We start from the raw sequence: 22,879 nt of genomic DNA on the forward strand, positions 1-22,879 counted from the left end.
TCTCCGTGTCCTTGGTAATGGCAGGCTAATGGCCCATACTTTACCCAACCTTGAGTGTTGAAACCGGGGCGAAACTTAAAGCACCTTTAACTCCAATTCAAAGAACTGGACCCGTGACAGACGTTATTTCTCCAGCCGATCTTGGCTTTTTTTCTACGCTGGCCGCCTGCGGCAGTTTGAGTTCGGCGGCGCGCGAACTCGGTCTCACACCGGCCGCCGTCAGCAAGCGGCTCACGCTGATGGAGCAGCGCGCCGGCGTCACGCTGGTCAATCGAACCACGCGCCGCATGCTGCTGACGCCCGAGGGCGAGGTCTATCTGGAGCGTGCGCGGCGCATCCTCGATCAGATAGACGAACTGAGTGAGGTATTAACCAGTTCCAGATCGACGCCCAAAGGGCTATTGCGGGTCAACGCGACGCTGGGTTTCGGCCGCAGTCACATCGGCCCGGCGATTTCGCGCTTTCTCAAGTGCTACCCGCAAGTTTCCGTGCAACTCCAGCTTTCCGTGACGCCGCCGCCGCTTTCGGACGACAGCTTCGACGTCTGCATCCGCTTTGGCGAGCCCCCCGATCTGCGCGTCGTGGCGAGAAGACTGGCGGCGAACCGGCGCGTGCTGTGCGCATCGCCCGCGTATCTGGCCGCGCACGGCACGCCAGTCACACCGCACGAACTCACTCGCCACAATTGCATCGGGATCAGGCAGGGCGACGAAGCCTATGGCGTGTGGCGGCTGACCAGCGAGCGCGGCGCGAACGCAAAAAGCGAAGCCTTGCGTGTGAACGGCAATCTGACGACCAACGACGGCGAGATCGCCGTGAAATGGGCGCTCGACGGTCACGGCATCCTGATGCGTGCAGAGTGGGATGTGAAGGATTACATCGCAGATGGACGGCTCGTGATCGTCCTGCCCGAATACCGCACGCCGGGCGCGGATATCTACGCCGTCTATGCCCAGCGCCACCAGCTTTCTACGCGCGTGCGCGCGTTCGTCGATTTTCTGAGTAGCGAACTGGAAAAAGCCGGAGGAACTTGAAGCCGTGACGAGCCACGCGCGCTGACTGTCTGATGCATGCAACGCACGTGGCTCGTTATCGACATGAAATTTTCCTCATATCGGTTCTCAATTCTAAATTTTGTTTATGTTTTGATCGGGATCGATCTTGTTTTTCTGTGCGATCCGGCTGGCGATAACTGAAAAAATATAAAAGAAGTTTCATTTGTGAATGGAGGGAAAAGTGGCTTTTCCCTCTCCGTAAAACATAACGTCCTTCGCTGTATAGAATCCGCCGCGCTCAAGCATTTTCCCAAAGAGCATCATCGCCGATATCGCTTTCCTTACGATCTGTTTGGAATGCGAATAAAAAAGGCGAGGAGGGAGGTATACAGTTGAAGGCGTTTTCATATGAAGAAGTGGCTTGTCTCGCTGTTGTGCGGGGCCGGGTCGGTGGCCGCGCACGCACAGTCGTCCGTCACGCTTTACGGCACGGTCGATGAAGGTTTGCAGTATCTCACCCATTCCAGCAGCAGCGGTCACGCCGAAGTGGGGCTGCAGTCCGGCAATGCGATTCCGTCGCTCTTCGGCATCAAAGGTCAGGAAGATCTGGGAAGCGGTCGCAAGGCGTATTTCGACCTTGAGAGCGGCTATGTCGTGAATACGGGCCAACAGGCCGATTCAAGCTCGCTGTTCAATCGCTATGCTTTCGTGGGTCTCGAAGATCCCACTTGGGGTTCGGTCGAACTCGGTCGCCAGTGGAATCTGATGTTCCAGGCGTTGCTGGATTTCGACGCCACGAGCATGGCGCAGTACTCGCTGCTTTCCACCAATCTCTTTCCTGCGCAATCGGACTGGCCCAGCAACGCCATTAAATATCGTTCGCCCGTCATTGCGGGCTTTAGCGCGAGTGCGGAATATTCATTCGGTCAGCAGATCGCGGGCGATTCGCGTGCGGGACGCTATATGGGCGCGTCGCTTGCCTACGATCGAGGCTCGCTCTCCATGCGCGCCATCTATGAGGACACGCGCGGCGAACTCGATACTACCACTGGCATTTCCGAGGCAAATCGCGTCGAGCGACGCGCAACGTTAGCAGCGAAATATCGTTTCGACCGTCTCTCTCTGATGGGCGGCTACGCGAATATCTCCGGCGATCTGGGCCTGAGTCCCGCTGGCAATCTCTATTGGGCCGGCATGACCTACACGCTTACGCCCAAGGTCACCGTACTCGGCGAAGCGATTCATCACGACATGTTCCATGGCCGTGGCGAACCCACATGGGTTGTTATCGGCGGGCAGTACAACCTGTCGCCGCGCACTTTCCTGTATGGATTCGCGGGTTACCTCGATAACCATGGTGCGAATACCGTGAGCCTCAATGCGCTCGATTCGACCCAGCCTTACGGCATGAGTCAGACCGGCGTTCAGATCGGCATCAATCACTCGTTTTAAACATTCGCGATAGTGCGGAGAAAACTGATGAGTACTTCGTTGATCCGGGCCGCGTGTGCCCTGGTGTTGCTGAATTCGGCTGTCGCAATGGCACAAACGCCAGATGCAATCACGCAAATCGTGGATGCGAAAACGGCTTCGTCTGCGCAAGCCAATAAGTCTGCTCACGCGGCGCCGATCACGCTTTCCACCGATCTCGCGCCCGCGAACGTCAGCGACGCAGCACTGATCGCCAATGACCAGATTCCTTTCCAGAACGTATGGGCCGATAACCATGGACGTACGCACGTGAGCCGGTGCGTGCTGAAAGGGCTGAAACTGCACGGCTTTGCGCCGCCTGCCGCGCCTTATTACATGGGCGTTGCGCCGGAGGATATTCAGAGCGTCGTTTATTCGGTGATACCGGTGGGCTGGTATGGCGACTGGCATCATGCGCCGGGTCCGCAATGGGTCATCGATCTTTCGGGCGAATGGGAGATCAAGACGGCGGATGGCACGACGCTGCGACAGGGACCGGGGCAGGTCCAATTCAATTCCGATCAGGGCGCTTTTGCTGAAAAACCCGGCGATCCGGTGGGGCATACCGCGCGGCAGGTGGGCGATGTCCCCGATGTGCGCGTCATCATTACCCTGAAAAAGAAGCCGGGCAAGAGTTATGACAATCAGGCCTGTGTGCTTTGATAAAGGCTGATTGACTTTCCACACACTCCACCCTGGTGTGTTTCGCGAGGCTGTCCCGCCTCGCTTCGCGGCCTTGACCGGTCATACGGTCAAGGCTCTTTTTGCCAATACAATGCGCAGCGCGTCGCGCGCCCGCATTTAAAAAATCGACCGGCCTGTGCGCGTCGTCAGTTGTTCGAGCGCGAGCGAACCCACCTGCGAATTGCCATTCGCGTCGAGTCCCGGCGACCACACGCACACCGCAAACTCGCCCGGCAGCACGGCAACGATCCCGCCGCCCACGCCGCTTTTCGCCGGCAAGCCCACGCGATACACGAAATCGCCCGCCGCATCGTAAGTGCCGCAAGTCAGCATCAGCGCAGAAAGCCGCTTGGCCGAACTGGCGTCGAGCACCTGCTCGCCGTTCGCGGGCGAAACCCCGCCGTTGGCGAGAAACAGCGCGGCGCGCGCCAGTTCCACGCAACTCATTTCGATCGCGCATTGACGGCAATACGCGTCGATCACCGCATCGGCGGCCATTTCCAGATTGCCGAAACTCGCGATGAAATGCGCCATCGCGCGATTGCGTTCGGCATGCGCGAGTTCCGATTGCGCCACCTTGAGGTCGTAGCCGATACCCGGTTCGCCCGAAAGCCGCCGCACGAAATCCACCAGCGCCGTTTCCGCCTGCACGAAGCGGCGGCACAGCACGTCCGTGACCACCAGCGCGCCCGCGTTGATAAACGGATTGCGCGGCTTGCCGCCTTCGAATTCGAGTTGCACGAGCGAGTTGAACGCCGTGCCCGACGGCTCGCGGCCCACGCGTTGCCAGAGCGCGTCGCCGAGCATCTGGAAGGCCAGCGTGCAGGCGAACAGCTTGGAGATACTCTGGATCGAGAAGCGCACGTCGGCGTCGCCGGTGCGATGGACCTGACCGTCGACGGTCACGATCGCCATGCCGAAATGATCGGCACGCACGTTCGCAAGTTCGGGAATGTAATCGGCGACGCGGCCCGCGCCAAGATGCGGTTGCAGATCGCGATGAATCGCGTCGAGGATGGGCGTGTAATCGATGGGCAAGTTCGTGGACATCGCGGGCAAGGGCGGCGTGACAGTCCGGCGATTGTAGCGATTCTGCTGCGGCCGCGCGATGGCAGCGCAGCCGCTGATGCGATGGTTACGCCGCGTCGTCCTTCATCTCGCGCAGATGCTTGTAGACCGTCGCGCGTCCCATGCCCAGCACCTTCGCCACGTAATTCGCCGAGCTTTTGCCCTTGAACGCGCCTTCGGCATGCAGCGCTTCGACCAGCTCGCGCCGGTGCTCGCGCGTGAGCGAATTCAGCGCCACCTGACGCTCGCGCAGCCAGCCGTGCAGGAAAGTGTTGATGCGCTCCTGCCAGTCGTCCTTGAACAGTTCTTCCGGTTGCGCGATCACGCCCGCGCCGCGCAGGAACAAATCGAGCGTGGCCTGCATATCGTCGAAAGCGGCGATATTGAAATTGATGCACATGACGCCCGCCGCGCGGCCTTCGTCGTCGAATAGCGCCGTACTCACGCAGCGCATGCGCCGCCCGTCCCAGTTCACTTTTTCGTAGGGGCCGAGCAGCTTGCTGCGGGTGGTTTCCTCGACGTCCTCCAGCGCGGAATCGTCGCCGATCTCGCGCTTCGACAGATTGTTCGACAGATACGCCACGGTCTGATCGGCGAGATCGTGGATCACGACTTCGGCGAACGGGAAGAACAGCGTCGTGATGCTGTCCGCCACGTGCGCGTAGCGTTCGAGCAGGCGCGTACGCGAATCGGAGGGCGTCGCTTTCCTGCTGGCGGGTTTCGTTTTCGGCATCGGGCGGGGCGCGTGGAATCTCACATCGAAGAGGACGTCGATGATACTGCTTATCAGGCGTTTTGCTTATTGCGCATTCTGCTGGTCGCGCAGATGCGTGTAGAGCGCATACGCCACGGCGATGTCTTCCAGTCCGAGGCCGATCGAGCGGAAAAACACGTGGCGCGTGTAGCCGGGGCGCGGGCAGGCGTCGTTGGCGAGATCGGCCAGATCGCCCGCGATCGCGTCCGGCGACCAGCCGTGCTCGCGCGCCGCGATCGTCATTTCGCCAGCGCTGTGCGGCGTGGTGCGGCGGTAATCGCAATAGACGTCGAGCGAGGGCAGCGCGGCCGGATCGATCTCGTGCGCCTGCGCGACGTTCGTGCTGATCGAGGTGATGAGCGCGGGTTTCGTGAGTGTGTCGAGCGCGAGCACGGGCTTGCCCGACGAAGTGCAGAGCATGACGACATCGGCGTCGGCCACGCAGTCTTCGGCCGATGCACCGATCTGCACGCGGGCGTCGGTGGCGCGCACGGTGTCGGCGCGGGCGGCGTCGGCGGCGAGCTTCGGCGACCAGACGCTGATGCGCTCCCACGCGCGCAACGGCGCCGCGTGGCGGATGTGCGCGAGCGCCACGTCGCCCGCGCCGATTACGGCGAGCCGGCGTGCCTCGCGCGGCGCGAGCTGGTCGACGGCCAGCGCCGTGGTGCCGGCGGTGCGTTCGGTCGTGAGCAGCGCGGCGTCGCACCACATGAGCGGCTGGCCGGTGGTCGTCGACATCAGCGCGGTCCAGGCCGTGATGACCGGCTTCGCGCCGTTCGCGCCCGCGATGTACGGCGAGAGCTTTGCGCCGAACACGCCGGCTTCGGCGAGCACGCCCAGATAGGTGATGTAGTCGCCGGCCTGTTGCGGAAACAGCGCGAGCGTCTGCGGGGGCTGCACGGCGTTGCCGCGGCCGAGCGAGCCGAACATGCGCGCGAGCACGCCGCGCACGTCGAGTGAGGGCAGCGCGGCGCGCACCTGTGCGGCGTCGACGATGAACGGCGTGGCGGGGAGGGACGTTGCGGTCATGCGGTGACTCCTTCGGTGGATCTCGATGCTGCATCCGCTCGAAATCGGGTGCGCATCAATGTGGATCTGACTGGGTTTGTCGTAGACTTTTTTGTCCATTCTAGACTTTATTTTTAATTTTCGTCTATATTCGCCCTGTGGCCGCGACGCATCGATCGCCGGTGCGTGGCCCGCCCGATCTCATTACGACTATGGTGACGACGATGAACACGAAGACGATTCGCTATGCGCGCAAGGCGCGGCGCGCGGGACTGGTGGCTTTGCTGGGCGCGGCATGCGGGCTGACTGCGGGCATGACGGCGAGCGTGGCGCACGCGCAGGACACCTTGCGCTTCGGCGTGGAGGCGTCGTATCCGCCGTTCGAGAGCAAGGCGCCGTCGGGCCAGTTGCAGGGCTTCGATATCGACATCGGCAATGCGGTGTGCCAGCGCATGCAGGTCAAGTGCGTGTGGGTCGAAAACAGCTTCGACGGGCTGATTGCGGCGCTGGAGGCGCGCAAGTTCGACGTCATCAATTCGGCGATGAACATCACGGACAAGCGCCGTCAGCAGATCGACTTCACGCCTGCGGTCTACTTCATGCCGATCCAGATGGTCGCGAAGCGCGGCTCGGGCCTGCAGCCTGTGGCAGCCAGCCTCAAGGGCAAGCAGATCGGCGTGCTGCAGGGCTCGACGCAGGAAGATTACGTGCGCAAGCACTGGGCGCCGCAGGGCGTGTCGATCGTCACTTACGAGAACCAGGACCAGATTTTCGTGGACCTCGCGGCGGGCCGTCTGGACGGCGCGGTGCAGGAAGTGCAGACTGCCACCGACGGCTTTCTCTCGAAGCCGCAGGGCAAGGGCTTCGATTTCGCGGGCGCGCCGCTCAAGGACCCCGCCACGCTGGGCGAGGGCACGGGTTTCGGGATGCGCAAGAACGACGCGGCACTGCGCGCCAAGGTGGATGCGGCGCTCGATTCGCTGCGCCAGGACGGCACGCTCACGAAGCTCTCGATGAAATACTTCGGCCGCGACATCGTCGCGAAGTGATGACAATCCATACGGACTCCAGAGGAATGGCATGAGCAAGGATGCAATCGTGCTCGGCGCGGGCATCGTCGGCGTGAGCGTTGCGCTGCATCTGCAGGCGCGCGGCCTGCGCGTCACGCTCGTGGACCGGCGCGCGCCCGGCGAGGAAACCAGTCACGGCAATGCCGGGCTGATCGAGGCGTCGTCGGTGGTGCCGTATGGGTTTCCGCGCGACTGGCGCACGCTGCTGCGTCTCGCGCGCAACGATTCGACGATGCTGCGCTACGACGTGCGCTCGCTGCCTGCCTACGCGCGCTGGCTCACGACCTTCTGGCGCGAATCGGCGCCTGCACGGCTGGCGGGCGCGGCGAAGGACATGCTGCCGCTGATTTCGCGCTGCGTCGCCGAGCATCAGGCGCTGATTGCGCGCACGGATCTGGGCGAACTCGTGCGGCCGATCGGCTGGCTGGAGGCGTATCGCTCGCCGGAGCAGTTCGAACGCGAGCGCGAAGCGTCGCAGCAACTGGCCGCGGAGCACGGCCTGCGTACGGAAGTCTTCGATGCGGCCGGGTTGCGTGCCGCCGAAGCGTCGCTGAGCGCGGGTTACGCCGGCGCGATTCACTGGATCGACCCGGCGAGCGTGGCCGATCCCGGCGCGCTGGTGAAGGGCTACGCGGCGTTGTTTGTGCGCGAAGGCGGCCGCATCGTGAAGGGCGACGCGCGCACCTTGCGCGCGCAAGGCAGCGGCTGGCAGGTGCAGACCGATGACGGCCCGCTGGGCGCGGAACTCGCCGTCGTGGCGATGGGGCCGTGGTCGGATCAGGTGACGGCGGCGCTCGGCTACCGCGTGCCGCTGATGGCCAAGCGCGGCTATCACATGCACTACGCGAGCGCCGCGGGTGCGCCGCTGCTGCGGCCGGTGGTGGATATCGAAGGCGGTTACGTGGTCGCGCCGATGCGCCGCGGCCTGCGCCTGACGACCGGCGTGGAACTGGCCACGCGCGAGCGCCCGCCCAACTACGCGCAACTCGATGCCGCCGAGCGCGCCGCGCGGCCGGTGTTCGGACTAGGCGAGCGGCTGGACGAAACGCCCTGGATGGGCATGCGCCCGTGCACGCCGGATATGCGTCCGGTGCTGGGGCCCGCGCCGCGCCACAAGGGCGTGTGGTTCGCCTTCGGCCACAACCATCATGGCCTGACGCTCGGCCCGGTGACGGGACGCCTCGTCGCCGAAATGATCACGGGCGAGACGCCGTTCACCGATCCCAGGCCGTACTCGCCGCTGCGTTTCGCGTGATGCGCGAGGCGCTCAGTGCGCGCCCGCTGCGCCGCCACCGCCGCCGCCGCGCGTCGATTTCGTCACCCAGATCAGCGGGATGATGGCGAGAAAGATAATCGCCGAGACATAGAAGATGTCGTTCAGGCCCATCATCGCGGCCTGCGTCGTCAACTGGAAATCGAACAGCGCGCGCGCCGAAGGCTCGCTCAGATGCAGCAGCGTCTGCGTATTCTCGATCGACTGGCGGAACAGCGGGTTGTCGATCGAGGCCTGCTCGGTCAGGCGTTCGTGGTGCAGCACCGTGCGGTTATTCCACGCATTCGTCGAGATCGAGGTGCCCACTGCGCCGCAAAACACGCGCACGAAGTTCGACAGACCCGCTGCGGCCGGCATCTTGCCGGGCGGCTGGCCAGCGAGAATGATCGCGGTGAGCGGCACGAAGAACAGCGCCATCGGAATGCCCTGCAGCAACGTGGGCAGCACGAGATGGAACGTGTCGATCTCGATCACGTAATTCGAGCGCATGAAGAACACGACCGAGAACAGCACGAACGCGCAGGTGGCGATCACGCGCGCGTCCGAGCGCGGCAGGATGCGGCCCACGACCGGCGCGAGAATCACGGCGAAAATGCCGAGCGGCGCGGTCACGAGACCGGCATCCACCGAGCGATAGTTCAGATACTCCTGCATCCATTGCGGCAGCAGCACCAGATTGCCGAAGAACACGCCATACGCCACCGAAATCGCAATCGTCCCGCCCAGAAAATTGCGCTGGCCGAATAGCCGTAGATCGACGATCGGATTCGCCTCGGTCAATTCCCAGACGAGGAAGAACGCGAAGCTGATCAGCGCGACCACGCCCAGCCCGACGATCAACGGCGAGTTGAACCAGTCGAGATCCTTGCCCTTATCGAGCAGGATCTGCAGCGAGGCGACCCAGGCGATCAGCAAACCCAGCCCGACGATATCGATAGGCGGTTTGCGCGTGGCCGATTCGCGGTTCCGGTAGATATTCCAGGTGATGAGGCCGGCGAACAGTCCGACCGGAATATTGATGTAGAAGATCCACGACCAGTTGTAGCTGTCGGTGATCCAGCCGCCCAGCGCCGGGCCCGCAATCGGCCCGACGGTCGTGGTCATGGCCCAGAACGCAAGCGCCGTGGCCGATTTGTCCTTCGGCCAGGAGCCGAGCAGGATGGCCTGTGAAAGCGGAATCAGCGGGCCGGCCACCGCGCCTTGGAGCACGCGCGCGACCAGCAGGAAGGGCAGGCTGGGCGCTACGCCGCACAGCCACGAGGCGATCACGAACGAAAAGATCGACGCCACGAACAGGCGCACCTGGCCGAAGCGCTGCGTGAGCCAGCCGGTGAGGGGAATCGAGACGGCATTCGCGGCGGCGAACACGGTGATGACCCAGGTGCCTTCGTCGACGGAGACGCCCAGATCGCCCGAGATGGTGGGAATCGCGACGTTGGCGATCGAGGTATCGAGCACGTTCATGAAAGTCGCGAGCGCCACGGCGACGGTTGCGAGGATCAGCCGGCCGCCTTCCAGTGGCGGCGGTGGCGCGGGCGGAGCGGGTGGCGAGGGCGGCGTGGCCGAGGCGGCAGGCTGGTTCAAGCTTGTTCTCCGCGTGATTCGGTGCTGCAAAGCTGGGAAGGCCCGCGTGCTGCGGCCCGGATTTGCGGCAAGGATAACCGCATTCGCGCGATGCCATCGAAGCACCGAAAAGCATCCCCACGTGACGCAGGGACTTCTGCTTTCGTTTGCCTTTCGCCCGGTGGGCGCGGCGACGCATTCTGGAACGCCAGCGTATCCTTGCGTCTGGCGCGGCGGCGCAAGCGCGATGCCTGACGGTCAGGGCTCGCCCGATTGCCGCGCTTCGGTCAGTCACACGCCCACAGGGGATTTCAGAATGAGCTGGGAACAATTCGATGGTGGCTGGCGGCTTGCGCCGGCCGAAGGCGCGGCGCGCGCGCTAGTCGTGCTGCTGCATGGCGTAGGCAGCAACGCACGCGATCTGATGCCGCTCGCCGATGCCTGGCGCGATGCGCTGCCCGGCGTCGCCTTTGCGTCGCTCGATGGCAGCGAGCCGTTCGACGGCGGTTTCGGCGGACGGCAGTGGTTCAGCCTGCGCGACGTCAACGAAGCGAATCGCGGTGCGCGCGTGGCCGCCGCCGCGCCGATCCTGCAAAAGCGTCTCGCCGATGAACTCGCGCATTGGGGCCTCGGAACCGACAAGCTCGCGCTGGTCGGCTTCTCGCAAGGCTCGATCATGTCGCTCTATCACGTGGCGACGCAGCCGGAAGGCGTGGCAGCAGTGGTCGCTTTTGCCGGTCGCCTCTCGACGCCGGTGATCGCGAAAAGCCGCACGCCGCTCACGCTCGTGCACGGCGAAGAGGACACCGTGATTCCGGTGCAGGAACTCGAACGCGCGGCGACCGCATTCAGCGATGCGGGCTACGCAGTAGGCGCTTACGTGCTGCCGGGCGTCGGTCACACGATCACGGCGCAGGGCGCGATGCTCGGTCGCGATGCGCTGGTGCGGGTGTTGGGTTAAGACCTTAAACGCGTCGTCGCCGCACACGCGTGTCAATCACGTCAGGCCGTACAAGCTCGCGGCCTGACGCATTTTTTCCACACTTCGCGTTTAAGCTGCCCGGTTATTTCTGTTGCGGTTAAAGTCTCGCCCGGCTTATGCCGTAAACAGAGCCAGTGGGCCGTTCAGGCCCCATGCGCCCGGCGCTTTACGCGCAATCTTCAGCCGAATGATTCAATCGGGGATTGAATAGTTCAGCTGATTATTTCTGATTGTTACCGTTTGATTGTTAACGTCTGAAGGTTTCCTTATTCAGACGATTGATTGAGCGAGCAGTGCCGGGTTGGAATTCCGGGAATGCGCGTGTCCGCACGCGCGACCCACACACGAAGACGACATGGCCCGAGCCACGCGGCAATCATCATTTCTGCACAAGCTGTCCCGCCACACCGCGCACAACGCGGTGGCGGTCGACCTGGGTACGGCCAATACGCTGATCTACACGGCAGAGGGCGGCATCGTCCTCGACCAGCCGTCGGTCGTCTGTTTCGATCGCGGCACGAGCCGCCGCAAAGGCAGTGACGCGGGCGTCGCGGCTGTCGGCGTGGAAGCCAAAGCGCTCCTCGGGCGTGCGCCGCAAAATCTCGAAACGGTGAAGCCGCTTTCGCATGGCGTGATCGCCAACTTCGACGCGGCCGAGCACATGATGCGCCGCTTCGTCGCGATGGCGCGGCCGCGCCGCATGCTGGCGCGCCGTTCGGCGTTCACGGTCTGCGTGCCGGGCGACGCTACGCGCGTGGAGCGCCGCGCGATCCGCGAGGCGGCCTTTGCTTCGGGGGCGGCCAGCGTGAACCTGATCGACGAATCGCTGGCTTCGGCGCTGGGCGCGGGCCTGCCGGTGGCGTCGGCGACCGGTTCGATGGTGGTCGATATCGGCGGCGGCACGACCGAAGTGGGCGTGATCGCGCTGGGCAGCGTGGCGTGCGGCGGCTCGATCCGCGTGGGCGGCGACCAGTTCGACCGCGCCATCATCGAGCACGTGCGCAATCTCTATGGCGTGATTCTGGGCGAGCAGACCGCCGAGCACCTCAAAACGACCATCGGCAGCGCGCTGCGCGGCGAACCCATCGAGCGTCTGCGCGCGACGGGCCGCAGCCTGGAAGACGGCCTGCCGCGTACCGTCGAGATCACGAGCGAAGATATCGCCGATGCGCTGGCACTGCCGCTGCGTCAGGTGATCGCCGTGGTGCGTCAGGTTTTCGAATCCGCGCCGCCCGAACTCGTCACCGATATCGCCGATAGCGGCATCGTGCTGACCGGCGGCGGCGCGCTGCTGGGGCGCCTCGACCAGTGTTTCGCGGCCGAGCTGGGCGTGCCGGTGCGGGTGGCCGAAGCGCCGCTGACCTGCGCCGTGCGCGGTGCAGGCGCGGCCGCCGCGGGCGCCGTGGTGGCGGATCAGCCGGCTTTCTGCGCTTACGACTGACGCGTCCAACGCCGGTTTGCGCTTGCCGCCCGACGCCCTCTGAAAGCGCAACCGAGGGCCGACCGAGGACCAATCCTAAGCCGCCCCAGGCGGCCAGGCCGCGCTCGTGCGACAATACGTCCCCTTTCGTTTCTCTATTACGCTTAATGACGTGAGGCGGCGCAGGTTTTTTCGTGCCGCTGGTTCATCAGCATTGTTCAGCATTCGTCAGTAGATCATCCAGCCGTGAATCAAGCCGTATTCCCCGCTCCCGGGTCGTTCGTCGAACTGCCCGGCGGGCAGCCCATGCCATATGTCGAAACCGGCAAGGGCGATTTGCTCCTGTTCATCCACGGGTCGCTTTGTGACTATCGCTACTGGCAGCCGCAGCTTGCGGGCCTGGGCGAGCACTATCGCTGCGTCTCCGTGAGCCTCACGCAATACTGGCCCGCGCCTGCCGCAGCCGCCGGCGGCCAGCCGTTTAGCTGGAGCCGCCACGCCGACGAGATCGCGCAGTTTATCGACGCCTTCGGCGCCGGGCCGGCGCACGTGATCGGCCATTCGCGCGGCGGCTCGGTTGCGTATCACTTCGCGCGCCGCTATCCGCAGCATCTGCATTCGCTCACGCTCGCCGATCCGGGCGGCCCCGTGCAGCAGCCGGGCCAGAGCCTTGCCAAGCTGCCGGAGACGGTCAATGCGCTGCGCGCCCGCGCCGTGCAGCTGATCGACTCGGGCGAGGTCGATGCGGGGCTCGAATTGTTCGTCGATTCGGTGAGCCGTCCGGGCTTCTGGGCCAAGAGCACGCAGTCGTTCCGCCGCATGGCGATCGACAATGCGCACACGCTGGGGCCGCAGTTCCTCGATCCGCTTGCCGCGTACACGCGCGAAGAAGCCGCCGAGGTCACGTGCCCCGTGCTGCTGATCGACGGCGAATTGAGCCCGGTGATGTTCCAGCGCGCCGCCGCTGCACTCGAAGAGTGGATGCCGGACGCGCGCCGCGCGACGGTGGAGGGCGCTTCGCACGGCATGAACCTCGCACGTCCGGGCGCGTTCAACGATCTGATCGACCACTTCGCGAGCGGCCACGGCCGCTGATTCGCCGAAGCAAGCGCTGAAACGGACGGCGGCCGCGTAGAGCGGCCGCTATCGTTTCAATGATAAAACGTAGCAATCCGAACTAATTGGCGCACGAGAAAATCACGCGCAAATCGCGCAAAAACACCGTAAAACAGGCAGTCGACCCGGCTGGCCGAAGCGCCGCCGCAAGAGCGGAGCGGCGCGGTCAGCCGGGCGAGCGTGCGGGTTCGTCGAACCGCTTAGTCGCGGCCGTGTGCGTGCGCGTCGAGCTTGTTTTCGGCGGCTTCGCCAACGAGGCCTGCGTAGTACAGGTGCACGCCGATGGCGAGCGAGTCGTTGCGGATTTCGTGGAAGGCCTTCCATGCCTTCACCGGGTCCTTGAACACGAGGTAGTGCGCTTCCTGCGAGACGAGGCGCGCGACCTGGTGCAGGCCGTGACCGTGCAGCGCGGCAACCAGCGCGTCGAGGCTGTGGTGCGTGCGCGCGTCGGTGCGCGGGTAGAGCATGTGGAGCACGGCGACACGTTCGGGGGCGAGGGCCGCCGAAAGCGCGACGACGATGTCCTGGTGATTGAGAGCCGTGACGACGGCGCCCTCTGCAAGTTCGTCTTCAGCGAACAGGGTGTCGATCGAGATGTTCATCTGTTCTTTCCTTACGTTTTGCGTACAGCGCGTGTGGCCTAAGTAAAAAAGGCCCGCCAGAAGGAAGGCGGGCCAAAGATGCATGCCTGACAGGGGAAGTCAATGACATGTGACGCAGTATCGCAGATACGGAGCGTGAATGTTGCGCTGCACAGGCAAAATATTGTTGCACAAATCGGGATTAAGGAAGCTGCAAGCATTCAATGTTGTTGATCCGAAGAGGCATTGTTGCCAGTATCGCTATGAATCGATGGTGCGGCGCGGCGTAAAATGCGGCAAGTGGTCGCAGCGGAGTCGGTCTGTGGAAATGCCGCAGAATCGCCCGGGGAACCGGGTGCCGAGCGCGCTGCGTCCTGCGAAGTAACGCAATTCAATGCAATGCAAGGACAGGACAATGATCGATTCGAAGACACACGCCACACTCACGATCCCCGGTCACGCCGAAGGCGTCGAACTGCCGGTCTACAAGGGCACGCAAGGCCCGGACGTGATCGACATCCGCAAGCTGTACGGCCAGACCGGCATGTTCACGTATGACCCGGGCTTCATGTCCACGGCGGCGTGCAACTCGGCGATCACCTATATCGACGGCGACAAGGGCGAGCTGCTCTATCGCGGCTACCCGATCGACAACCTCGCGCAAAACGCCGACTTCCTCGAAAGCTGCTACCTGCTGCTCAAGGGCGAGCTGCCCACGCAAGCGCAGAAGGACGAATTCGTTGCGATGGTCACGAACCACACGATGGTTCACGAGCAGATGCACTTCTTCTTCCGCGGCTTCCGTCGCGACGCGCACCCGATGGCGATTCTGGTTGCCGCGGTTGGCGCGCTGTCGGCGTTCTATCACGACTCGCTCGACATCAACGATCCGAAGCATCGTGAAGTCTCGGCGATCCGCATGATCGCCAAGCTGCCGACGCTGGTGGCGATGGCGTACAAGTACACGGTTGGCCAACCTTTCGTGTATCCGCGTAACGACCTCTCGTACAGCGCGAACTTCATGCAGATGATGTTCTCGAACCCGACCGAAGAGTACAAGGTCAACGACGTGCTGGTGCGCGCGCTCGACCGTATCCTGATCCTGCACGCAGACCACGAACAGAATGCCTCGACCTCGACGGTCCGTCTGGCAGGTTCGTCGGGTGCGAACCCGTTCGCGTGTATCGCGGCCGGTATCGCCTGTCTGTGGGGCCCGGCGCACGGCGGTGCGAACGAAGCCGCACTGAACATGCTGGAAGAAATTGGCTCGGTGGAGAACATCCCCGAGTTCATCAAGCAGGTGAAGGACAAGAACTCGGGCGTGAAGTTGATGGGCTTCGGTCACCGCGTCTACAAGAACTACGATCCGCGTGCGAAGCTGATGCGCGAAACGTGCCACGAAGTGCTCAACGAACTGGGCCTGCACGACGATCCGCTGTTCAAGCTGGCGATGGCGCTCGAAAAGATCGCTCTGGAAGACGAATACTTTGTCTCGCGCAAGCTGTACCCGAACGTCGACTTCTACTCGGGCATCGTGCAGCGCGCGCTGGGCATCCCCACGGCCATGTTCACCTGCATCTTCGCGATGGCGCGTACGGTGGGCTGGATCGCGCAATGGAACGAAATGATCGGCGACCCGGAACAGAAGATCGGCCGTCCGCGCCAGCTCTTTATCGGCAACACGCCGCGCGAAGCGAAGCCCATCTCGCAACGCTAATCGATATCGTCAAAGCGATGATCGCCATGCCGCGCATCGACGCATAACGTTGTGCCGCGCGCACGGTGGCCACAAGCCGCCGTGCAGCGATCGACGGGCGCCCGCACGTTTTACCGTGCCGGCGCCCGTAATTTTTTCCGAAGCGCTCTCGATGTTTGCCCCAGCGTCTGGCCGCTGATTGCCAGGTATTCGCGCGAACCGCCGCATAGCCACTACAATCGTTCGGACGAAGCACCTTGATGGTCTGATCAGGCAGTGGTTAGAGAGGAGGCGTTCAATGCAAGATCCTGAAACACTCGGCGGCGTCACGCGCTCAAGCGGCGTGGATCATCCCGATCAATCTCCCGATGGCGCATTCATCGCGCCCGAAACGCCCGAAGTCGCAAGCGCCGACCAGCATGTGCTGAAGTCGGGCGACACCTTCATCGTCAATGATCCGCTCGGCGATATCACCGGTATCGACGACGGTCTGTTCGTCAACGACACGCGCGTGCTGTCGTCGCTGCGTCTGACCTTCGGCGGGCGCGTGCCTTCGCTGCTCTCGGGCAGCGTGAGCAGCGACAACACCGCGTTCACCGCGCATCTCACCAATCGTCCCTTGCCGCCGCTCGGCGGCACGAGCACGCCCGAAGGCGTGATTCACGTCGAACGCGAGCGCGTGCTCTCGGGCACGATGATGACCGAAGCGATCGAGCTCACGAATTACGGCACCGAAGACGCGGTCGTGCCGCTTTCGGTGTCGTTCGCGAGCGACTTTCGCGACATGTTCGAAGTGCGCGGCCTCAAGCGCGAAGTGCGCGGCGAACTGAAAGCGCCGCGCATCGAAGGCAATACCGTGCGGCTCGAATATATCGGCCTCGATAAAGTGGCGCGGCGCGTGCGCATCGAATTCTCGCCGACGCCTAGCAAACTGCTCGCCGATCGCGCCGACTTTTCCGTCGAACTGCCCGCGCAGGCCTGCGTCTCGCTTTATCTGACCGTGTCGATCGAGCTCGAAGCGCTCGAAGGCGTCGCGCCGAATACGCCCAGCGCGGGCATCATCAAGCCGCACCATTGTCTCGCCGATTCGAACGGGCAGAGCGTGGGCCGCGCGGCCGTGCGCGCCGCGCTCGTCGATGCGCACATCGTCATGCGTGAGCGGCGCCGCCAGACTGCGCGCGTGCGTTCGAGCAATCCGCTCTTCAATGCGTGGATCAACCGCTCGATCGCCGATCTCGGCCTGCTGACCACCGATCTGCCGACCGGTCCGTATCCGTACGCGGGCATTCCGTGGTTCTCCACGCCGTTCGGCCGCGACGCCATCATCACTTCGCTGCAGACGCTGTGGCTGCAACCGGCGCTCGCGCGCGGCGTGCTGCGCTTTCTCGCGGCGCATCAGGCGCAGGAGGATTCGGCGTTCCGCGATGCGGCGGTCGGCAAGATCATGCACGAGATGCGCAAGAGCGAAATGGCGGCCACCGGCGAAGTGCCGTTCGCGCTCTATTACGGCGGGGTGGATTCCACGCCGCTGTTTGTCGTGCTGGCGGGCGCCTACGCGGAGCGCACCGGCGACATGGCGCTGATCGACGAGCTCTGGCCCGCGCTGGAGCGCGCCGCCGCGTGGGTGGCAGGTGTGTGCGAGCGCAACAAACTCGGCTTGCTCGATTATCGGCGCGAATCGGAAGGCGGGCTTGCGAATCAGGGCTGGAAAGACAGCCACGATTCCGTATTCCACGCCGATGGCCGCTTCCCCGATGGGCCGATTGCGCTGGTCGAAGTGCAGGCCTATGCGAGCGCGGCGTTCGAAACGATGTCGAAGTTCGCCACGCATCGCGGTCTGGTGGAGGAGGCGGCGCGTTACGCGGGCCGCGCGGCGAAGATTCGTCGCTGTGTCGAGGATCGCTACTGGATGCCGGAGTCGGACTTCTACGGCATCGCGCTCGATGGGCACGGCGAGTTGTGCCGTGTGCTCGCATCGAATGCGGGGCATCTGCTGGCGTTCGGTCTGCCGGAGTACGAGCGCGGGCGCGCCGTGGCGGAGACGCTCGAATCCGCGCTGTTCCACACGGGCTGGGGCGTGCGCACGCTGGCGGCGGGCCAGGCGCGTTTCAATCCGATGGCGTATCACAACGGATCGGTCTGGCCGCACGATAACGCGTTGTGCGCGCGCGGTCTCGCGCGCTATGGACGCAAGGAAGCCGCGGTGCGCCTGTTGCAGGCGCTGTTCGAAGCGGCGGTGACCTTCGATATGCGTTTGCCCGAGCTGTTCTGCGGCTTCCCGCGCCGCCGTGGCGAGCCGCCTACGGCGTATCCGGTCGCGTGTCTGCCGCAGGCGTGGGCGGCGGGTTCGCCGTTCATGATGCTGGAGGCGTGTCTGGGCGTGAGCATCGACGCCTCGCGTCACGAAGTACGCGTCGAGCAGCCGATGCTGCCCGAAGGCATCGACTGGCTCGAAGTGGGGCACTTGCGCGTGGGCAATGCGGCCGTGACGCTCACGTTCCGTCGCGTGGACGGCAAGGTCGTGGCATCGGCGGATCGCAGCGACGTGAAGGTGGTCGCGGTGCTCTAACGCATCCGCGACGCGCGGCGATCAGCGTTTGATCAGGTCGCCGCGCACGTCCATGCCGCCGGTTTCCACGCCCTTCGTATTGCGGATGCGCGGCTGGTCGAAGGCGCGCAACGCGTCCAGCTGTGCCGTCGTGCCGATGCCCAGTTGCCTGAGCACGGCCACGACGATCGCATAGAGCGCGCCGACATTGCCGTCCTCCACCTTGACCGCAATGCCGATCGCGCGCGTGGCGCCCGGCAACGCGCCGCGCCGCACGCCAATCGCGTAACTCCCATCCGCGCCCACCTTGCCGACCAGATCGCCGCCAAACGCGCGCATCAGCGTCGTGCAGAAGCGCTGTTCGCCCGCGACCATCTCCGGGTGGGTCGTCATCGCGCGATAGATGCGCGCGAGCGCTTGCGTGCGTGCGTCCTGCGTTTGGGTATTCGTAGCCGTATCGGCGGCCTGCGCGAGCTTCGCGTAAAGCCGCGCGAGGCGGTCGAGCGGGAAGGCTGGAGTTGGCAGATTGCAGCCGTCGATACCCCATTGCACGCCGTCGTCGGGCAGATCGCAGACGGAGGCGACCGTCTGTTTTACGCGCAATTGCAGCGGGTGACCGGCCGCATGGTAATCCTCGACGGGCGCGCCCATCGCGCTCGCCGCCGCGAGCATGCCCGCGTGCTTGCCCGAGCAGTTGCTGCACGCCGGCGTGGGCTCGAAACCGCGTTTGATCCAGTCGCGCCAGACCGCGTCCGATAGCGGCGCGTGGCCGCCGCAACGCATGGCGTCTTCGTTCACGCCCACTTTGGCCAGCATGCTGCGCGTACGTTCGATATGGCGCGGCTCGCTGCTGTTCGACCCGCACATGAGCGCGAGATCGCCATCGTCGAAACCAAAACGTTCCAGCGCGCCGGTTTCGATCACGGCCAGCGCCTGCGCGGGCTTGGCCGCCGAGCGCACGAGCGTGAGCCGATGCGGATCGTTGAAGGCCTGCAGCATCTGGCCGCTCGCATCGACCACGGCAATATGCGCGCGATGCGTACTCTCGACGATACCGCCGCGATACACAACGGCAGCGGTCTGCGAAAAATCGGTGGTCATGGTGGGTCTCCGTGAGCCTGGCGGATCGAATGTCGCTTGCGTGCCGGGCGATTCTGATACCGCGAATTCTAACGTTATTGCGTGACGCTATTCCTCATTCGAATTCCCAATTGAATATTCATTGAACGTTCATTGATCGATGCGGATGTTCACAACCATCAAAATCGATGCGAATTCAATTTTCCGGTTCTAAACATTTCATTTGCTTTACGTCGCAGTCTGAATCGCCGATTTAGTGTTTTTATGCGCTTTTTTGGGGCGCTATTGCACTGCATAAGCGCTGCCGGACGATTGCCTCAATGCTTATTCGGGACCCACCAAGCACAGTCTTTTGTGTACTTCATAGTGGGGTGTTCTTTTGGCGCAACGCCAATTCAATTTCGACGCAATTTTTATTTTCGAAGCCTTATGATTCGCGTGATCGTATTTCCTGCCACGCGGCACGACGCCACGAGCGTACGTGCAAGCCTGCTTTTTTGTGTCCCTGCAAGCCGGCGCGGCCATTGCATTGTCCGCAATAATCGCTCGTCATTATCGGGGTGTTGCGCAATTGAAGCCTCATTCGCATCGATCTGCCAATGAGGTTTGCGCAGCGGCATGTGTCACGTGGAAAGCGCATTCGATTCAATGAATTAACGCCCAAACTCGGAGCCATAAAACATGAAAAAATCGCTAATCGCCCTCGCACTGACCGGCGCGTTCGCAGTTTCCGCTCACGCGCAAAGCAGTGTCACGCTGTACGGCCTCATCGATACCGGTCTCGTCTACACGAACAACCAGATGGGCCACAGCAACTGGCAACTGAATAGCAGCTCCACGCAGAACACGGTGTTCGGCCTCAAGGGTACGGAAGACCTCGGCGGCGGCCTGAAGGCGATCTTCAAGCTCGAGCAGGGCTTTATCCTGAACAACGGCGCGCAGGCATTCTCGGGCGACATGTTTGGCTCGCAGGCATGGGTCGGTCTGCAGACGGATCAATACGGCACGGTGACGTTCGGCCGCCAGTTCGACGTGATGAACGACCTCGTGGGCCCGCTCACGGCTGAATTCAACACGTGGGGCGGCAGCCTCGCAGCGCACCCGTTCGAGAACGACAACCTCGCAGCTAACTCGGTCGTCATCAACAACTCGGTCAAGTACGCAAGCCCGACGTGGTACGGCGTGACGTTCGAGACGATGTACTCGTTCAGCAACCAGACCAACTTCGCGAACAACCGCTCGTATGGCTTCGCTGTGTCGTACGCACAAGGCCCGCTGAACCTCGCAGCAGGCTACCTGCAACTGAACAGCGCAGGCACCAGCAGCGGCGCAGTGACGTCGGGCGACACCAGCGCGAACTTCATCGCACAACGCCAGCGTGTCTGGTCGGTGGGCGGTAACTACACGTACGGCCCGGTCACGGCCGGCCTCGTGTGGAGCCACTCGCAGATCGACAACGCGTCGGGCGTGTTCTCGTTCGGCACGGGCACGTACCTGGGCAGCGGCGATTCGTCGGCAGGCTCGCTCGCGGGCTCGCTGCGTCTGGACAACTACGAAGCGAACATCAAGTACGCGATCACGCCGGCATGGTCGGTTTCGGGCGCCTACACGTACACGCACGGCGCGTACAACGGCTCGAACCCGGGCTGGAACACGGGCATGATCCAGACGGACTACGCGATCAGCAAGCGCACCGACTTCTACCTGGAAGGCGTGTACCAGAACGTTCACGGCGCGCCGGAAGGTTCGGTCCTGTCGCACGCGATGATCAACACGCTGTCGCCGTCGTCGACGGACACGCAGGTGGCGGTCACGGTCGGCATGCGTCACGCATTCTGATCGCCTGAATCGCGCGGTGGGGTTCTACCGCGCGTGATGGCCGACTGAAAAACGGGCCCGCTTTTTTTAGCGGGCCCGTTTTGTTTTGGTTGCGCGTACAACGAAGTATCAAGCTTCGTTGGTGCGCATGAGCAGTTTGACCGCAGCGGCAGCGCTGAGCGCGAAACCGGCGCTCAGCAGCAAGGCCCACGCAAAACCCTGCGCGAATGCAAGCGGGGCGGCTTTTGCAAGCACCTGAACGACGGATGCGTCGAGCGTGCGCAGTGTATCGGCGAGATCGCCTGCAAGCAGGCTTGCCATGAAATGCGCGTCGACGGCACGCGCGGCGGCAGGCGATGCGGCCACGAGATGCGCAAGCGCGCCATGCGTGCGCGCCGCGAGCACCGCGCCCAATACGCCGACCGAAGTGACGATGGCCGCAAAACGCGTCGTCGTGCTGATACCCGACGCCATGCCGGTTCGCTGCGGCGGCACGCAAGCCATGATGGCTTTTTGCGTATCGCCATTCATGATGCCCGCGCCGGTGCCGGTCACGAGCATCGCCAGCGCCACATAGGCGTAGTGACCGCTCGCGGCGCAGGCGGCCGTCGCCAGATTGCCTGCGCCGATCAGCGCGAGTCCCACGCTTAGCACGCCGCCCGTTGCGATCCGGCGCGAGAGCGCGGCGCCCAGCGTCGGCCCGACGATCATCGCCACGGCGAACGGCAGCATGCCGAGCCCCGCAGCCAGCGCGGAAAAGCCGAACGCAATCTGCAGATAGAGCGGCAGGAAGGTCATCATGACCTGCGCGCAGGCCGCATAGCCGAACATCGCCAGCAAGGCGCCGACAAAGCGCGCGCGGCCAAATAGCGCGAGATCGACCATCGGCCGGTCCTGCACGCGTTCGGCGCAGATAAACGCGCCCATCAGCACGGCGCTCGCAGCGACGCGCCCAAGCGTGGCTGCCGAATCCCAGCCATGCGCGGGAATGCCGATCAAGGCCCACACGCCGCAGGCGAGCGCGGCGGCGAACAGCAGGCTGCCCGGCGCGTCGAGGCGTCTGGCGTGCGGATCGCGCGATTCGTCGATTGCCAGCCATGCGCCGATGCCGAGCGCGAGGCAGATCGGCGGATTCATCAGAAAAATCCAGCGCCAGCCCGCCCATTGCGTGATGGCGCCCCCGATCCATGGCGCAAGCGTCGTGGCGATGCCCATGCACATGCCCCAGATCGCCCATGCGCGCTCGCGCGCCGGTCTGTGGGCAAAGCGGTGCGCGATCACGGAAAGCGCGGCGGTGAGCAGCAGTGCCGCGCCGACGCCTTTCACGGCGCGCGCGGCGATCAACGCGCTGGCGGTGGGCGCAGCGCCGCAGGCCAGCGAGGCGAGCGCGAACAGCACGAGACCGCCGAGCAGCGTGCGGCGGCGCCCGAATCGGTCGGCCAGCGCGCCCGCCGGCAGCAGGCAGGCCGCGAACGCGGTCATGTAGGCGCTCACGACCCACTCGATCTGCGCGAAGCTCGCGTGAAAGGAGTGCGCGATCGAGGGCAGCGAAACCGCGACCACATTGGTGTCGAGCACGATCAAGGCGCAAGTGGCGGAGGCGACCGTGAGCGTGATGTACGGATGGCGCTCGGAAAATCTGGTAGCGCTGGTCGCGCTGGCGGGGGTTGCGTCGATTGATGCGGTATCGGCGGGCGCGCTGGAAACGGCAGTGTCGGACATGAAAGTGGGCGGGCAGATGAGCGAAAGATCC

Annotated in this window: 18 protein-coding genes; 11 read left to right on the plus strand and 7 right to left on the minus strand. The window is 63.8% G+C overall.

The window, feature by feature from the left end; genetic code table 11:
- Window positions 1-113 precede the first annotated feature (113 nt).
- From G3N59_RS09965 to G3N59_RS09975, 3 genes are all read left to right on the plus strand, one after another.
- Window positions 114-1,034: a LysR family transcriptional regulator gene (locus G3N59_RS09965; RefSeq protein WP_205982418.1), complete on the plus strand. Its 921-nt coding sequence runs from the start codon at window positions 114-116 to the stop codon at window positions 1,032-1,034.
- Window positions 1,035-1,403: 369 nt separating this feature from the next.
- On the plus strand, window positions 1,404-2,447 hold the full coding sequence (locus G3N59_RS09970) for a porin (protein WP_205982419.1): 1,044 nt from the start codon (window positions 1,404-1,406) through the stop codon (window positions 2,445-2,447).
- 39 nt (window positions 2,448-2,486) lie between these two features.
- A complete protein-coding gene (locus tag G3N59_RS09975; protein ID WP_205982420.1) occupies window positions 2,487-3,128 on the plus strand; it encodes a hypothetical protein in 642 nt (213 codons plus the stop codon).
- 138 nt (window positions 3,129-3,266) lie between these two features.
- On the opposite strand, the gene G3N59_RS09980 is transcribed toward G3N59_RS09975, so the two are convergent.
- The 3 genes from G3N59_RS09980 to G3N59_RS09990 form a co-directional block, all read right to left on the minus strand.
- A complete protein-coding gene (locus G3N59_RS09980) occupies window positions 3,267-4,181 on the minus strand; it encodes a glutaminase (RefSeq protein ID WP_205982660.1) in 915 nt (304 codons plus the stop codon).
- A 103-nt stretch (window positions 4,182-4,284) separates the two neighbouring features.
- Window positions 4,285-4,950, minus strand: a complete 666-nt coding sequence (locus G3N59_RS09985; protein ID WP_205982421.1) for a PAS domain-containing protein — start codon at window positions 4,948-4,950, stop codon at window positions 4,285-4,287.
- Window positions 4,951-5,016: 66 nt separating this feature from the next.
- Window positions 5,017-6,000: an ornithine cyclodeaminase family protein gene (locus G3N59_RS09990; RefSeq protein WP_205982422.1), complete on the minus strand. Its 984-nt coding sequence runs from the start codon at window positions 5,998-6,000 to the stop codon at window positions 5,017-5,019.
- Between the two features lie 293 nt (window positions 6,001-6,293).
- Here G3N59_RS09990 and G3N59_RS09995 point away from each other — a divergent pair, with 293 nt between their 5' ends.
- Window positions 6,294-7,028 (plus strand): ABC transporter substrate-binding protein, encoded by a 735-nt coding sequence (locus G3N59_RS09995; RefSeq protein WP_205982661.1) that lies wholly within the window; start codon window positions 6,294-6,296, stop codon window positions 7,026-7,028.
- Between the two features lie 31 nt (window positions 7,029-7,059).
- Complete coding sequence (locus G3N59_RS10000; protein ID WP_205982423.1) at window positions 7,060-8,304, plus strand: FAD-binding oxidoreductase; 1,245 nt, start codon at window positions 7,060-7,062, stop codon at window positions 8,302-8,304.
- Window positions 8,305-8,316: 12 nt separating this feature from the next.
- On the opposite strand, the gene G3N59_RS10005 is transcribed toward G3N59_RS10000, so the two are convergent.
- On the minus strand, window positions 8,317-9,906 hold the full coding sequence (locus G3N59_RS10005) for a DHA2 family efflux MFS transporter permease subunit (RefSeq protein ID WP_205982424.1): 1,590 nt from the start codon (window positions 9,904-9,906) through the stop codon (window positions 8,317-8,319).
- 295 nt (window positions 9,907-10,201) lie between these two features.
- Between G3N59_RS10005 and G3N59_RS10010 the strand changes: the two genes are divergently transcribed.
- From G3N59_RS10010 to G3N59_RS10020, 3 genes are all read left to right on the plus strand, one after another.
- Window positions 10,202-10,846 (plus strand): dienelactone hydrolase family protein, encoded by a 645-nt coding sequence (locus tag G3N59_RS10010; RefSeq protein ID WP_205982425.1) that lies wholly within the window; start codon window positions 10,202-10,204, stop codon window positions 10,844-10,846.
- Between the two features lie 376 nt (window positions 10,847-11,222).
- Window positions 11,223-12,308 (plus strand): rod shape-determining protein, encoded by a 1,086-nt coding sequence (locus G3N59_RS10015; protein ID WP_205982426.1) that lies wholly within the window; start codon window positions 11,223-11,225, stop codon window positions 12,306-12,308.
- 285 nt (window positions 12,309-12,593) lie between these two features.
- Window positions 12,594-13,382 (plus strand): alpha/beta hydrolase, encoded by a 789-nt coding sequence (locus tag G3N59_RS10020; protein WP_205982427.1) that lies wholly within the window; start codon window positions 12,594-12,596, stop codon window positions 13,380-13,382.
- A gap of 221 nt (window positions 13,383-13,603) precedes the next feature.
- On the opposite strand, the gene G3N59_RS10025 is transcribed toward G3N59_RS10020, so the two are convergent.
- Window positions 13,604-14,005 carry a hypothetical protein gene (locus G3N59_RS10025; RefSeq protein WP_205982428.1) on the minus strand — a complete coding sequence of 134 codons (402 nt, stop codon included), beginning with the start codon at window positions 14,003-14,005 and terminating at the stop codon, window positions 13,604-13,606.
- Between the two features lie 394 nt (window positions 14,006-14,399).
- Here G3N59_RS10025 and gltA point away from each other — a divergent pair, with 394 nt between their 5' ends.
- Both gltA and G3N59_RS10035 read left to right on the plus strand, forming a co-directional pair.
- On the plus strand, window positions 14,400-15,701 hold the full coding sequence (gene gltA, locus G3N59_RS10030; RefSeq protein ID WP_205982429.1) for a citrate synthase: 1,302 nt from the start codon (window positions 14,400-14,402) through the stop codon (window positions 15,699-15,701).
- Between the two features lie 277 nt (window positions 15,702-15,978).
- On the plus strand, window positions 15,979-18,249 hold the full coding sequence (locus tag G3N59_RS10035; RefSeq protein ID WP_205982430.1) for an amylo-alpha-1,6-glucosidase: 2,271 nt from the start codon (window positions 15,979-15,981) through the stop codon (window positions 18,247-18,249).
- A gap of 21 nt (window positions 18,250-18,270) precedes the next feature.
- Here the strand turns inward: G3N59_RS10035 and G3N59_RS10040 are convergent, their stop codons facing one another.
- The gene (locus tag G3N59_RS10040; RefSeq protein ID WP_205982431.1) at window positions 18,271-19,329 is read right to left on the minus strand and encodes an asparaginase; all 1,059 of its coding nucleotides are present in this window, start codon (window positions 19,327-19,329) and stop codon (window positions 18,271-18,273) included.
- Between the two features lie 660 nt (window positions 19,330-19,989).
- On the opposite strand from G3N59_RS10040, the gene G3N59_RS10045 reads away from it, so the two are divergent.
- Window positions 19,990-21,147, plus strand: coding sequence for a porin (locus G3N59_RS10045; protein WP_205982432.1), 1,158 nt, complete (start codon window positions 19,990-19,992; stop codon window positions 21,145-21,147).
- Window positions 21,148-21,255: 108 nt separating this feature from the next.
- On the opposite strand, the gene G3N59_RS10050 is transcribed toward G3N59_RS10045, so the two are convergent.
- The gene (locus G3N59_RS10050; protein ID WP_205982433.1) at window positions 21,256-22,848 is read right to left on the minus strand and encodes an MFS transporter; all 1,593 of its coding nucleotides are present in this window, start codon (window positions 22,846-22,848) and stop codon (window positions 21,256-21,258) included.
- Window positions 22,849-22,879: the final 31 nt, after the last annotated feature.

Source organism: Paraburkholderia sp. Ac-20340 (assembly GCF_017104965.1).
Lineage (GTDB): Bacteria > Pseudomonadota > Gammaproteobacteria > Burkholderiales > Burkholderiaceae > Paraburkholderia.